At 71.3% G+C, this 13,904-nt stretch carries 11 protein-coding genes; 7 read left to right on the top strand and 4 right to left on the bottom strand.

The annotated features are described in order from the left end of the window. Positions 1-87 precede the first annotated feature (87 nt). The 6 genes from HMPREF1529_RS05100 to HMPREF1529_RS05075 all read left to right on the top strand — a co-directional run bounded on the left by HMPREF1529_RS05100 (position 88) and on the right by HMPREF1529_RS05075 (position 7,350). Positions 88-891 carry an FAD binding domain-containing protein gene (locus HMPREF1529_RS05100; protein WP_016463975.1) on the top strand — a complete coding sequence of 268 codons (804 nt, stop codon included), beginning with the start codon at positions 88-90 and terminating at the stop codon, positions 889-891. Next, positions 888-3,644 carry a molybdopterin-dependent oxidoreductase gene (locus tag HMPREF1529_RS05095; RefSeq protein ID WP_016463974.1) on the top strand — a complete coding sequence of 919 codons (2,757 nt, stop codon included), beginning with the start codon at positions 888-890 and terminating at the stop codon, positions 3,642-3,644. Before HMPREF1529_RS05100 ends, HMPREF1529_RS05095 begins: the two co-directional genes overlap by 4 nt. 74 nt (positions 3,645-3,718) lie before the next feature. Next, positions 3,719-4,813 carry an ABC transporter substrate-binding protein gene (locus HMPREF1529_RS05090; protein WP_016463973.1) on the top strand — a complete coding sequence of 365 codons (1,095 nt, stop codon included), beginning with the start codon at positions 3,719-3,721 and terminating at the stop codon, positions 4,811-4,813. A 22-nt stretch (positions 4,814-4,835) separates the two neighbouring features. Next, positions 4,836-5,648, top strand: a complete 813-nt coding sequence (locus HMPREF1529_RS05085) for an ABC transporter ATP-binding protein (RefSeq protein WP_016463972.1) — start codon at positions 4,836-4,838, stop codon at positions 5,646-5,648. Positions 5,649-5,650: 2 nt separating this feature from the next. Beyond that, positions 5,651-6,457, top strand: coding sequence for an ABC transporter permease (locus HMPREF1529_RS05080; RefSeq protein ID WP_016463971.1), 807 nt, complete (start codon positions 5,651-5,653; stop codon positions 6,455-6,457). A 2-nt stretch (positions 6,458-6,459) separates the two neighbouring features. Next, entirely contained in the window at positions 6,460-7,350 is an 891-nt protein-coding gene (locus HMPREF1529_RS05075; protein WP_016463970.1) for an ABC transporter permease, read from the top strand. A gap of 141 nt (positions 7,351-7,491) precedes the next feature. On the opposite strand, the gene HMPREF1529_RS05070 is transcribed toward HMPREF1529_RS05075, so the two are convergent. Then, positions 7,492-8,868, bottom strand: coding sequence for an amidohydrolase family protein (locus HMPREF1529_RS05070; protein ID WP_016463969.1), 1,377 nt, complete (start codon positions 8,866-8,868; stop codon positions 7,492-7,494). A gap of 93 nt (positions 8,869-8,961) precedes the next feature. Here HMPREF1529_RS05070 and HMPREF1529_RS05065 point away from each other — a divergent pair, with 93 nt between their 5' ends. Continuing rightward, complete coding sequence (locus HMPREF1529_RS05065; protein WP_016463968.1) at positions 8,962-9,579, top strand: TIGR00730 family Rossman fold protein; 618 nt, start codon at positions 8,962-8,964, stop codon at positions 9,577-9,579. 130 nt (positions 9,580-9,709) lie between these two features. Here the strand turns inward: HMPREF1529_RS05065 and HMPREF1529_RS05060 are convergent, their stop codons facing one another. The 3 genes from HMPREF1529_RS05060 to HMPREF1529_RS05050 are packed head-to-tail and all read right to left on the bottom strand — an operon-like array spanning position 9,710 to position 13,901. Next, positions 9,710-11,014 carry a Zn-dependent hydrolase gene (locus tag HMPREF1529_RS05060; protein WP_016463967.1) on the bottom strand — a complete coding sequence of 435 codons (1,305 nt, stop codon included), beginning with the start codon at positions 11,012-11,014 and terminating at the stop codon, positions 9,710-9,712. Continuing rightward, positions 11,011-12,321 (bottom strand): pyridoxal-phosphate-dependent aminotransferase family protein, encoded by a 1,311-nt coding sequence (locus HMPREF1529_RS05055; RefSeq protein WP_016463966.1) that lies wholly within the window; start codon positions 12,319-12,321, stop codon positions 11,011-11,013. The genes HMPREF1529_RS05060 and HMPREF1529_RS05055 overlap by 4 nt, the downstream gene beginning before the upstream one ends. After that, positions 12,318-13,901 (bottom strand): AtzH-like domain-containing protein, encoded by a 1,584-nt coding sequence (locus HMPREF1529_RS05050; protein WP_016463965.1) that lies wholly within the window; start codon positions 13,899-13,901, stop codon positions 12,318-12,320. Before HMPREF1529_RS05050 ends, HMPREF1529_RS05055 begins: the two co-directional genes overlap by 4 nt. Positions 13,902-13,904: the final 3 nt, after the last annotated feature.

The raw sequence follows: 13,904 nt of genomic DNA, 5'->3' as shown, positions 1-13,904 counted from the left end.
GCGAAACGGCACTCTGTTTCACTCGGACTCGATCCGGTCCGCGCACCCGACGCCGCGGACGGGACGCGAAACAGATCGGAGCGGCACATGGACATCACCAGCGTGCGCTCGTTCCGGACGGCGCGCACCCGCGAGGACCTCCTGCTCGCGCCGGGTGAGACGATCATGGCGGGCGGCACGTGGCTGATGAGCGAGCCGCAGCCGGCAACGACCGGTTTCGTCGACCTCACCGGCATGGGCTGGCCCGACCTCGACGCCGATGCCGAGGGCCTGCGCATCGCCGCGACGTGCACCATCGCTCGGCTCGTCGCCTTCTCTCGGGAGGCTCCGGCGTCGTGGGCCGCCGCCGCGATGATCCCCGATGCCGCGAACGCCCTCCTCGCCTCGTTCAAGATCTGGAACACCGCCACCGTCGGCGGCAACATCTGCCGCGCCTTCGCGGCGGGCGCGATGGTGGCGCTCTGCGTCGGGCTCGACGGGGTCGCCGAGATCTGGAGCGGCGAGGGCGACCGTGAGCTTCCCGTCGCCGAGCTCGTCACCGGCAACGGCACGACCTCGCTTGAGCGCGGCGAGGTGCTGCGCGCGATCCGCCTGCCGGCGAAGGCGCTGCGCTCCCGCGCCGCGCTGCGCAAGATTGCCCTCGCCGAGCACGGCCGTTCGGGAGCCGTCGTCACGGGCCGGGTCGACCCGGACGGCGCCAGCGTCTTCGGGGTGACGGCGGCGACCTGGCGGCCCACGGTGCTGCGCTTCGCTGCGCTGCCGGATGCCGCGACCCTCGCCGCCGCGATCGAGGACTCCTCGGGGTACTACACCGACCCGCTCGGGTCGGCGGACTGGCGTCGCGGTGTCGCCGTCGCACTCGCGGAGGACATCCGGAGGGAGCTCGCATGAAGTGGGTCGTCGACGGCGCCGAGGTGGATGCCGAGCCGCGCCCCGGCCAGTGCCTGCGCACTCTCCTGCGCGAGACGGGCCACACCGAGGTCAAGAAGGGGTGCGACGCGGGCGACTGCGGCGCGTGCACGGTGCTGCTGGACGGCGACCCCGTGCACTCCTGCCTCATTCCTGCCGTTCGCGTCGAAGGTCGACACGTCACCACGGCGGCCGGACTCGCGCCGGGCGACGAGCTGCATCCGGTGCAGGAGGCGCTGGCGACCGGATTCGGGTTCCAGTGCGGGTTCTGCACGCCGGGCATGAGCGTGACGGCCTCGACCCTCTGCGAGAGCGACCTCGACGACCTCGACCGTCGCATGAAGGGCAACCTCTGCCGGTGCACGGGGTATCGCCCGATCCGCGAGGCGATCATGACCGCGGTGCGCGAAACGGGGCGGTCGGCACGCCGCGCGGACGCGGATGCGGAGGCATCGGCATCCGCCGTCGTCGGCCGCTCGGTCGCGCCCCCCGCCGGCCCGCGGCTGACGCAGGGGCGCGAGAGCTTCACGTTCGACCTCGAGCCGGATCACCCTGCGGCCGACGCCCTCGTGCTGCGGCTGGTGACGAGCCCGCACCCACACGCGCGGATCACGGCGATCGACACCACGACCGCCCGCGCGGTGCCGGGCGTCGTCGCGATCTTCACCCACGCCGACGTTCCCGACGTCCGCTACTCCACCGGCCGTCATGAGCACCGCACCGACGATCCCGACGACACCCGCATGCTCGACGACGTGGTCCGCCACGTCGGGCAGCGGGTCGCCGCGGTGGTCGCCGAGACCGCCGAGGCGGCGGATGAGGCGTGCCGGCTCGTCCGCGTGGACTACGAGCTGCTGCCCGCCGTCTTCGATCCGGAGCAGGCGCGCCGGCCGGGAGCTCCCCTGCTGCACCCCGACCGCACGCCCGCCGACCGGGTCGACGAGGCCGGGCGCAACGTCATCGCGAGCGTGCACGCCGGCCCCGACGCCGCCGAGCTCGAGGCCGCACTGTCGGCGAGCACCGTGACGGTGACCGGAACCTGGCAGACCGCGCGGGTCACCCACGCGCAGTTGGAGACCCACGGCTCGATCGGCTGGCTCGATGACGACGGCCGCCTCGTGCTGCGATCGTCGACGCAGGTGCCGTTTCTCGCCCGCGACGAGATCGCGCACATCTTCGGACTGGACCGCGACCGCGTGCGCGTGCACACCGCGCGCCTCGGCGGCGGCTTCGGGGGCAAGCAGGAGATGTTCACCGAGGATCTCGTCGCCCTCGCGGTGCTGCGCACGGGCCGTCCGGTGGCGTTCGAGTTCAGCCGCGCCGACGAGTTCCAGCGCGCCGCCGTGCGGCATCCGATGCGCGTGACGGTCACCCTCGGGGCCGACGCCGACGGACGGCTCACCGCCATGGCGATCGATCTGCTGAGCGACACCGGCGCCTACGGCAACCACTCCCGCGGCGTCATGTTCCATTCCCTCGCCGAATCAACGACGATCTACCGGGTTCCCCTGAAGCGTCTCGACGCGGAGGTCGTGTACACGAACAACGTGCCGTCCGGCGCCTTCCGCGGATACGGGCTCGGGCAGGTGGTGCTCGGGGTGGAATCGGCGATGGACGAGTTGTCCCAGCGGTTGGGCATCGACCCGTTCGAGCTGCGGCGGCGCAACGCCGTGACGCCGCAGGACGACCCGGGGCACGACGACCTGGTGTGGGGCAGCTACGGCTTCGACCAATGCCTCGATCTCGCCGAATCGGCCCTCCGCCGCGGCAACGGCGTCGAGGCCCCCGCGGGGTGGCTCGTCGGCGAGGGCGTCGCGGCGGCGATGATCGCCACGATGGCGCCGTTCGGCCACATCGCGCACACGAGCGTCACGCTCCGCACCGACGGCACCTATCTGCTGCGCGCCGGGACGGCCGAGTTCGGCAACGGCACCACGACGGTTCTCCGCCAGATCGCGGTGACGGACCTCTGCGCCGCCCCCGACGGCATCGAGCTCTGGCACGCCGACACGGATGCGGTCGCCCACGACACGGGCGCCTTCGCATCGGCCGGCATCACCGTCGCGGGCAAGGCGCTCCACGCCGCCTGTCTCGCGCTCGCGGAGCGGCTGCGCGCCCGCGCTGCCGAACTGACCGGCACGGATGCCCCCGAGGCTCGACTTATGCCCGACGGCGTATACACGCCGGTTCGCAATGTTTCCCTTGCTGAGCTGACGGCGGACGGCGAGCTCACCGCCGACGGCAGCGAGCGGGGTGAGCACCGTTCACTGGCGTTCAACGTCCATGCCGTCCGCGTCGCCGTCGATCCCCGCACCGGTGTCGTCCGCATCCTGCAGTCGATCCAATCGGCGGATGCCGGTTTCGTGATGAACCCCGCGCAGTGTCGCGGACAGATCGAGGGCGGGGTCGCGCAGGGCATCGGCAGCGCCCTGTACGAAGAGGTCATGGTCGAGGACGGCAAGGTCACCACTCCCGTCTTCCGGCTGTACCGCGTGCCCCAGTTCGGTGACATCCCCGACACCGAGGTCTACTTTGCCGACACCGCCGACGAGCTCGGCCCGTTCGGCGCGAAGTCGATGAGCGAGTCGCCGTACAACCCCGTCGCGCCGGCGATCGGCAATGCCATCGCCCGGGCGCTCGGCGCCCGTCCCTACGAGCAGCCGTTCCGCCGCGACCGTGTCTGGCGCCTCGCGTCACACCACCGAAACACGAACGGGCAAACGCCGGAAATGTGAGGCACCTATCGTCTCCAGAATCACCGCAGCCCGTTCTGCATCCACAGCACATGACACCGCACCCGGGAGACCCGATGCCTTCACGCTCCACCCGCCGCCGCGGCGGAATCATCCTGGCGGTCGCCGCCGCAGCCGCCCTCGCTCTGTCCGCCTGCTCGTCGGCGGGAGGCGCAGCCAGCCCCTCGGCATCCGGTGAGGCCGCCAGCTACGGCGACATCAGCGTGCAGTACTCGTGGATCAAGAACGAGGAGTTCGCGGGCGAGTTCTACGCCTACGACAACGGCTACTACGACCAGGCGGGCTTCTCCAAGGTCACCGGCGTCGCCGGCCCCGACACGGGTGTCGCCAAGCTCCTGTCCGGCTCGGTGCAGGTCGCGCTGACCGATGCCGCATCCGTCGGCGCCGCCGTGTCGGAGCAGAGCGCTCCGCTGAAGATCATCGCCACGACCTTCCAGAAGAACCCGTTCACGATCCTTTCGCTGAAGAACAAGGGCAACATCGCGACCCCGAAGGACCTCATCGGCAAGAAGATCGGCGTGCAGGACTCCAACGCGTCGGTCTTCAAGGCGCTCCTCGCCGCGAACGGCATCTCGGAGAGCCAGCTGACGATCGTGCCCGTCGACTTCGATCCGACGCCGCTCATGAACGGCGACGTCGACGGCTTCATGGCCTACCTCACCAACGAGGCCATCACGGTCGAGATGGCGGGATACCCGACCACCAACCTCGCCTACGCCGAGAACGGTCTGCCCTACGTCGCCGAGTCGTACGCCGTCACCGACCAGTACCTCGCCGAGCACAAGGACCTGCTGAAGGCCTTCCTCATCGCGGAGATCAAGGGCTGGACCGACACGTTCACCAAGCCCGTCGACGACACCGTGACGGTCGTCACCAAGCACTACAACGACTCCGCCGCGGCGGGCGATCTCACCTTCGGCGAGCTGAACCCCGCCAAGGTCAAGGCCGGCATCGAGGCGCAGGCGAAGCTCATCTCCACCGACGAGACCCAGGCCAACGGCCTGTTCACGATCTCGGACGACCTGAAGGCCCAGACCCTCGCCTCCCTGAAGGCGTCGGGCTGGGAGCTGACGGCCGACCAGCTGTTCGACACGTCGATCATCGACGAGATCTACGCCGAGCACCCCGAGCTCAAGAAGTACCTCCCCTAAAGAGATGTCCGTGTCATCCACGATGGATGCCGGTGCCGGCGCGTCTGCCGCCGGCACCGGCATCCAGATCTCCGGGGTCTCGAAGTCGTTCACGCTGCGCGGAGGGCGCTCGCTGCAGGCGCTGCAGGGCACCGACCTGCACACCGACAAGGGCTCGTTCCTCGCCCTGCTGGGTCCCTCGGGCTGCGGCAAGTCCACGATCCTGCGCATCCTCGCCGCCCTCGACCACCCGACCGACGGCGTCGCGCTCGTCGACGGCGAGACACCCGACCAGCTGCGCGCGAAGAGCGAGCTGGGGATCGCGTTCCAAGACCACGCGCTGCTGCCGTGGCGCAGCATCCGAAAGAACATCGAGCTGCCGTTCGAGGTCGCCGGCCGCAAGGTCGACCGCGCCTACGTCGACGAACTGATCGACCTCGTCGGCCTGCGCGACTTCGCCGACGCGAAGCCCGCCCAGCTGTCGGGTGGCATGCGCCAGCGCGCGTCGATCGCGCGCGCCCTCGTGCTGAAGCCGTCCGTCCTGCTGCTGGACGAACCGTTCGGCGCGCTCGACGACATGACCCGGCAGAACCTCAACCTCGAGCTGCTGCGCATCTGGACCGAGAAGCCGGCGACGACGCTGCTGGTGACGCACGGCATCAGCGAGGCGATCTTCCTCGCCGACCGCGTCGCGGTCATGTCACCGCGGCCCGGACGGGTCAAGGAGATCATCGAGGTGGACCTGCCGCGTCCGCGGACGCCCGAGATGATGCGCACGCCCGAGTTCCACGCGCTCGTGGACCGCGCCTCCGAACTGCTGTTCGGACACGACGGCCGCGCCGAGGCCGAGGCGTAGCCGTGGCTCGCGTGCGCGTGCCCGGCTGGGTCGCGGGACTCGTCGGTGCCGTCGTGCTGGTGGGCGTGTGGTGGCTGTTCTCGCTGACCGCCTTCCGTCCGCAAGACGGGACGAGCTACACTCCGGTCCCCTCACCGTGGGCGGTCGTGGACTGGCTGTTCGTGCAGGGCAACATCGCGGGCGCCTGGGGCGTGTTCCAGCCGACCATCACCGCGGCGGCGATCGGCTACCTCTGGGGCAACGGCATCGCCCTGCTGCTGGCGACGGTCGTGCTCGTCTTCCCGCGCACCGAGACGGTGATCACCCAGATCGCCGTCGTCACCTATTGCCTTCCGATCGTCGCGGTCGGGGGCATCTCGATCGTCGTCCTCGGTGGCGCGAAGAACCCCGGCGACCCGTCGGCGACCGCGATCTTCCTCGCCGCTCTCGTCTGCGTGTTCACGACGGTGGTCGGCGCGATCCTCGGGTTCACCTCCGCCGACAAGGCGGCGCTGGACGTCGTGCGCGTCTACGGCGGCGGCCGGTGGACCCAGCTGCGCAAGGTGCGCCTCGTCGCCGCCCTTCCGGCGATCCTCACGGCGCTGCAGATCGCCGTGCCGACCGCCTTCCTCGGCGCGGTGCTCGGCGATTACCTCGGCGCGATCACGGCGGGCGTCGGGCCGACGCTCATCCGCCTGCAGGGCCAGCTGGACTCGGCCGGCGTCTGGTCGGTGTTCCTGCTGTGCGCCGTGTTCGCCCTCGTCGCCTACGGACTGTTCGGCCTGCTCATCAGACTCGTCACCCCGTGGGTGGCCGGAAAGGCGGTGTGAGCGTGCACGTCATCGACACGACCCCCGCAACACCCGCGGCATCCCACGTGGGCACCGCCGACCCCATCGCCGTCGCGCGCCTGCGCGCCGAGCGGCGCCGCGGGCTGCGCCGCACCCTGCTGCGCTCGCTCGGCAACGCCGGCATCACCCTTCTCGTGCTGCTGCTGCTCTGGCAGGCGATCGTGAGCCTCACCGGCATCTCGCCCTACATCGCCAAGGGCCCGCTGGATGTGTGGACGTTCCTCGTCACGGCGCCGAAGGCGGAGGCCAACCGGGCACAGATGTTCCCGCTGGTCGGCCAGACGCTGCTCGACGCGTGGATCGGATTCGTCGTCGGCATGCTCGTCGCGATCGTCCTGGCCATCGCGTTCAGTCTGTCCAAGGCCATCGAGGCGGGCGTCATGCCGCTCGTGCTGCTGCTGCGCACCATTCCCCTGGTGTCGATCGCTCCGGTCATCATCCTCGTCACCGGACGCGGGACCCCGGCATCCGTCGCCGTCATCGGCACCGTGGTGGTGCTCTTCCCGGCCCTGGCCAACGTGCTGTTCGGGTTGAGCCGCGCCAGCCAGCAGAGCCTCGATGTCGTGCACGTCTTCGGCGGCGGCCGGTTCACGGCGCTGCGCAAGGTCAACCTGCCCGGCGCACTGCCGTCGGTGTTCGCCGCGGCGCGCGTTTCGGTGCCGGGAGCCGTGACCGGTGCGCTGCTGGCGGAGTGGCTGTCGACGGGCACGGGGATCGGCGGGTCGATCCTGAAGTTCAACGCGCAGGCGCAGTTCGCCCAGCTGTGGACCTCGATCGCACTCATCACGCTGATCACGCTCGTGCTCTACAACCTCGTGCAGATCGTGGAGAACATCGTGCTGGCCCGCATGGGCATGGCTGCCGGGCGCTGAGGCCACGCCGGCGCTGACCCCGCCCGCCGAACCGAACTGCAAGGCCGGCGGGCCGACACGCCGTCGGTGGCGGCGCGGATGCCGCGTGTCGCACGGCATCCCTTGCAGTTCGGCCGGGCGGGGGGCAATGCGGGCGGCGGGTCAGTGCGGGTGGCCGCGGAGGGGAATCACGGCGGCGGGCAGCTCGTGCACCTTCGCGGAGGCCTCCTCGGCGAGTGGGTTGGTCGAGACTCCGTCGGCGTTCACGAGACGACCGCCGACGTAGACGGCCTTCAGGTTGCGCGGGCTCATCGCCAGCACGTACGAGCGCACCGGGTGCCAGAGCGGCCCGACGTCGGGGCAGCGCGGATCGACCACGACGAAGTCGGCGAACTTGCCGACCTCCAGCGATCCGACGCGGTCGGCGACGCCCATGATCTCGGCCGATCCGAGGGTGTGCAGGCGCAGCATCTGCTCGGGCATCATCGACAGCGGATCCTTCGTACGCGCCCGCTGTGCGTAGATGCCGATGCGCATGTTCTGCCACGGATCGCTCACGTCGGTGCAGGCCTGGTCGTCGAGGCCGACGCCGACTTTCATCCCCATCGCGAGCATCTCGGGCACGAGCGCGGTGCCCGAGGCGAGACGGCCGTTGGATGCCGGCTGCCACGACATCGCCGCACCCCCGGCCACCGACTGCGCGATGATCTCGGGCGTGGTCTGGATGAAGTGGCCGAACACGAGCCCGAGCTCGAGGGCCCCGGCATCGCGGTAGAGCGCGAACTTCGACTGCTGGTGCTCGACGGCCTCGGGTGACTCGAGGAAGTGGGCCTGGTTGGTCACGCCGTACCGGCGCATCGCCTCGACTTCGAAGGCCGCGGCATCCGGGTGCGGAGACCACTGCACCTGGCCCATGATCGACGAGCCGAGCGCGTAGTCCGCATCGAACGTGCGGGTGTGGGCGACCTCGGCGGCGAAGCGGTCGAACACCTCGTCGGGAGTTCCGGCGGTGACGTCCATGCCGGCGGCATCCACGAAGCGGATGCCGGAGTCGCGCGTGCCCTCCGCCTGACGCCAGTGGTACTCGAGCCCGCGCAGGCCCGCGGTGCCCGTGCGCTTGCCGTCGACCATCGGCTCCCACGCCTGCAACGGGTCGGTGAAGTTGTACGCCGTCGTCACACCGTTCGACAGGAAGTCGAGTGAGCCGTGCAGCGTCGCCCAGTAGAGCTGATCGGCGCTCATGTGCGCGGTGGTGCCGAGCATCGCGTCGCACCAGCCGTAGAGGGTGTCGGCGACGCCGAGCCCGCGCAGGCCGCTCGTGAACAGATGCGAGTGACTCGACACGAAGCCGGGCGCGACGAAGGCGCCCGCGACGTCGAGGGTCTCCTCCGCGGTCGTGCCGACCGGCGGGGTGCCCGCGCCGAGCGCGGCGATGCGGCCGTCGTCGCCCACCAGCATCCAACCGTCCTCGATGTAGCCCGGGTCGTCGGTTCCGGCCGGAACGGTGATGAGACGGGCGTGTGTGACGAGGAGCGACATGCTCTGCACGCTAATGAGGCCATGTTTCCGACCTGTCACGGCTCGGAAACACCCGTGCACGAAGCGGAAACACGGGCGGATTAGCGTCTGGTCATGTCGCGATTCACGGTCACGGTCTTCTGCGGATCCTCCCCGGGCTTCGACCCGGTCTACGTCGAGGCGGCGCGCGCCGTCGGCACGGCGATCGGCCGCTCCGGCATGGCGCTGGTCTACGGTGGCGGCCACGTCGGCCTGATGGGCACGGTGGCGGATGCCGCCCTCGCCGCCGGGGCGGAGGTCACGGGCATCATCCCGCGGGCGCTGCAGGCGCGCGAAGCCGTCAACGAGGATCTGACCGAGCTGATCCTCGTCGACACGATGCACGAGCGGAAGATGCTCATGGCCGACCGCGCGAACGCCTTCCTGGCCCTGCCCGGTGGCCCGGGAACGCTCGAGGAGCTCACCGAGCAGTGGACGTGGGCACAGCTCGGCATCCACGACAAGCCGGTGGGACTGCTCAACGTCGACGGGTACTTCGACCCGCTGCTCGCGTTCGTCGCGAACATGCGCGACCGCGGCTTCACGCACCCCCGCTACACCGACATGCTCGTCGTCGCGACCGAGGCCACTGAGGCGCTGGCACGACTGCGCGACTACGTACCCCCCGCGCGCACCGAGGTCTCACCGGGCGCCGAGATGACCGGCGCGATGGCGTTGCCCGTGCGCCCCTGAGGGCGGTTGCGGGCCGCGGCCGCGTCCGCGTCCGCGTCCGCGAGACACCGGTTGCGCACCGACGCACCGGTACACAGACCGTGTTTCGGTGCACAGGCGGTGTCTCGCGGTCGGAGGACGCGACGGCGGGTCAGATCCGCTCGGTGCCGCGCAGCAGCACGGCTTCGGCGAGGGCGCGGATGCCGTGGGCCACGTCGCCCGCGGAGACGGACTCGTCCGGGTGATGGCTGATGCCGTCGGGGTTGCGCAGGAACAGCATGCCGACGTCGGTCACCGCGCCCAGCGCCATGCCGTCGTGGCCGGCGCGGCTGAAGATCACGGGCGGGGCGTCCGACCGGGACGGAAGGGTCGCGCGGATGCCGCCGGCCACCACGTCCTGCAGGAGCGGCGCACAAAACACCGCCGGAGCGCTGTGCACCTCGCGCGAACGCCAACGCAGGGCTCGCCGGCCCATGATCTCGTCGAGCTCGCGTGCGAGCGCATCCCACACGCGGTCGCGTTCGCCGTCGAACTCGCCGCGCAGATCGAGGGAGAACTGCACCTCTCCGGGAATCACGTTGACCGCGCCGGGGAACGCCTCGAAGCGCCCGACGGTGCCGACGATGTGGTGCTCGGCCGAGCAGATCCGCTCCACCGCGAGCGCGGCCTCGCTCGCGCCCAGCAGCGCGTCGCGACGCATGTCGTAGGGTGTGCCGCCGGCGTGGCGGGCCTCACCCTCCACCACCAGCTGGAACCGCCGCGCCGACGCGATCGACGAGACGACGGCGAGGGGCTCCCCGGCCCGGTCCAGCTCGGGACCCTGCTCGATGTGCGCCTCGAGGTACCCGACCAGCTCATCGGGCCGACGGGCGGCCTCGCCGACCCGCCCCGGGTCGAGCCCGAACTCGAGGAACGCCTGGCGAAGGCTCACACCGTCGGCATCCGCCAGATCCCACCACGCGTCGCTCCACGTGCCGGCGACCGCGGAGGATCCGAGCAGCGCCTTGCCGAACCGGGTGCCCTCCTCATCCGAGAACGCGACGACCTCGATCGCGAACGGCAGCGGCACGGTCCAGCCGTCACCCGTGCCCTCGCCCGCCGGCACGCGCAGCAGACGCACCACCTCCAGCGCCATCAGCACCCCGGCGATGCCGTCGTAACGCCCGGCGTCGAGCACCGTGTCCAGGTGCGAGCCCAGCATCAGCGCGGGAGCCGCCGGATCGCCGATGCGGCCGACCTGGTTGCCCGCGGCATCCTGCCACGTGCGCATGCCCAGCTCGCGCATCCATTCCGCCGCCAGCCGGTTGACACGGGCGTGCTCGGGCGAGAGGTAGACGCGCTCGATGGATGCCGCATCCGCGCTCACCCGCGCGAGCTCCTCACACCGCGCCATCACGCGGCGCGCAGCGGTCGCGATGACGTCGGGCGCGGCGCGCAGGAGGGATGCCGAGCTCACGCCGTCTCCGCCGACACGGCGACGGCCGCACTGGTGCGCGGCGCGTGCAGCGCCACGGGCGCCGCGGCGAACACGTCCGCGGCGGCCTCGACGCCGCCACCGGCCGGAACCGCGGCCCCGAACCGGCGCAACACGCTCTCGAGGGCGGTGAGGGTGGTGAGCACGGCATCCTTCCGGGCGTTGTAACCCATGGTGCCGATGCGCCACACCTTGCCGTGCAGCGGGCCGAACGAGGTGCCGATCTCGATGCCGAAGTCTTCCAGCAGGGCCGACCGCGCGGCATCGCCGGGCACGCCGGCGGGGATCTCGACGGCGACGACGTTGCTCATTTTGTGGGCGACGTCACCGAAGACCACCAAGCCCAGCGCCTCGACGCCGGCGAGCATCGCTCGTCCCGCCAGCTCATGGCGGGCGATGACGGCGTCGCGGCCTTCGAGAAGCAGCAGCCGCGCGCACTCCCGCGCGCCGTAGAGCATGCTCGTCGCCTCGGTGTGGTGGTTGAGTCGGCGCGGACCCCAGTAGTCGAGGATCTGCCCCAGATCGAAGTAGTTCGAGCGCACGAAATCGGCCGACGACTCGTCGCCGGGCTCGCGGATGCCCGCCTCGACCTTCTTCCGCGAGCGGATCGCCTCCACGGCCCGTGCGCTGAGCGTGATCGGCGACGATCCGCTCGGACCGCCCAAACACTTCTGCAGGCCCGCCGTCGCGGCATCCAGCCCCCACGCGTCGGCCTCGAAGGCGTTGCCGCCGAGCGATGCGGTGGCGTCGGAGTAGAAGAGCACACCGTGGCGGCGGCAGATCTCGCCGATGTCCTCCAGCGGCTGCAGCATGGTCGTCGAGGTGTCGCCCTGCACGAGGGCGAGCAGCGCCGGCTTCACCCGCACGATCGCCTCCTCGATGACGGATGCCGGGAACACCTGACCCCAATCGGTCTCGATCGTGTGCACTTCAGCGAGCGCCCGCTCGGCGATCTCGGCCAGCAGGTGTCCGAACCGGCCGAACACGGGGACCAGCACCCGGTCGCCCGGCTTCACGAGCGAGACGATCGCGGCCTCGATACCGGCACGGCTCGTGCCGTCGACCAGCAGGGTCGCCTCGTTGCGGGTGCTCCACACCCCGCGGTACAGCTCCTGCGTCTCGGTCATCGTCGCCGTCATGAAGGGGTCGTACTGGCCGACCAGCGGCGCCGACATCGCGGTCAGCACGCTCGGGTACGCCGAGATGGGTCCGGGGCCCATCAGCAGCCGCGCGGGCGGGGCGATCGGGCCGGGGAGGTTCGTCGGGCCGGGCGAGGAGGTGCTGCTCATACGGATTCCGTTTCGGTGATGCGGGCGTGGAGGGCACGGCCGAGGCGCACGAGGGCGATGTCGGTGCCGGCGCGCGAGACGAGGCTGACGCCGACCGGTGCGGAGCCGCCCGCACCATCGACGGTGAGCAGGGGCACCGACAGGGCGGGCAGGCCGCCCACGGCGGCCGGGGTCGTCAGGCGGAGGGTGTCGGTGCGCACGGCATCCACCTGCGCACCCGTGGCCGAGCGCGAGGGCGCCGGCCCGGGCACGGTCGGCAGCAGCAGCACGGCGTCGCGGACGAGCGCGTGCAGCGTGTCGCGGAGGGGTTGCAGGGCGGCTCGGGCGGCGGACTCGTCGGCGGCGGTGACCGCGGCGGCGGCGCGGAAGCGCTCCGCCACGGCGGGCCCGGTCGAGCCGGGGTGGGCGCGCAGCCAGTCGCCGTTGTTGCGCCAGGCCTCCGCACCCTGCACCGTGCGGAACGGCACGAGATAGTCGTCGAGGTCGCCGAGCGAGACCTGCTCGATCGGCAGAGCGGATGCCGCGATCAGCTCCTCGAACGCCGCCCGCGTGGCCGGCTCGGCGGCGGCGAGCGCCTCGGTCGGCACCCGGAACCGCCACGGGAGGTCGGCGGCGGAGGCCCCGAAGACGGAGTCGGTCGAGTCGGAGCCGTCATAGCTCAGACACCAGTCGGCGACCGCCTGCAGCGTCGCGCCGTCGCGGGTAAGCCACCCGACGGTGTCGAAGCTCTGCGCGAGAGGCAGCAGCCCCTGCCGGGGCACGAGATCATGCGTCGTCCGCAGGCCCCACAGACCCTGATACGACGCAGGCACGCGCACGGAGCCAGCGGTGTCGGTGGCGAGGGCGATGTCGGCGTGGCCCAGCGCGACGGCGGATGCCGGGCCGCTGGACGAGCCGCCCGGGAGGGCGCCGGGCACCGCCGCGTTCGGCGGGGTGCCGTAGTGCGCGTTGTCGCCCGCGATCGAATAGGCGAACTCGTCGGTGCGGGCGATGCCCCGCAGCGACGCGCCGCCGCGCAGCAGGTCGCCCACCGCCGGCGCGCTCGTCGTCTCGGCCCGGGCGGAGTCGAGGTAGGTCGGGTTTCCCGCGCCGATGCGATACCCCTTGATCGCGAAGAGGTCCTTCACGGCGACGGTGAGGCCCGACAGTGGCCCCTCCCAGGCGCCCTGGTAGAGCGGGTCGCCGACAGTCCGCCAGATCGAACGGTCGAAGGCCACCGAGCGCGGGGTGACGTGCGCGGCGGTGATGAGCCACCGCCCCTCGATCTGCTCCCACACCTGGGTCTGCAGGCCGGTGCCGCCCGCCGCGAACCGGGAAACGGCGACGATGAGCGCCACCCCCTCGGCGAGCGGCCGGTACTCGACGCGCTCGATGGTGCGAGCCGACACCCCGCCGCGGGCGCCGCGGAACGCGCTGATGGCGTCGTGTCCGACCAGCAGGCCCGCGCCGTCACCGCGGAGCGTACGGTCACCGGGAGCGAACGCGGCATCCAGGGCGTCGAGGTCATTCGTCAGGATCGCCCGCTCGTACGCCTCGAACGCCGCGCGCAGCTCGTCGGGCATGGTCTGAGCCGCGGTCACGGG

This window comes from Microbacterium sp. oral taxon 186 str. F0373 (genome assembly GCF_000411455.1).
Classification (GTDB): domain Bacteria; phylum Actinomycetota; class Actinomycetes; order Actinomycetales; family Microbacteriaceae; genus Microbacterium.
The sequence above is the reverse complement of the archived record's forward strand: the minus strand, read 5'-3'. Positions and strand labels throughout refer to the sequence as shown.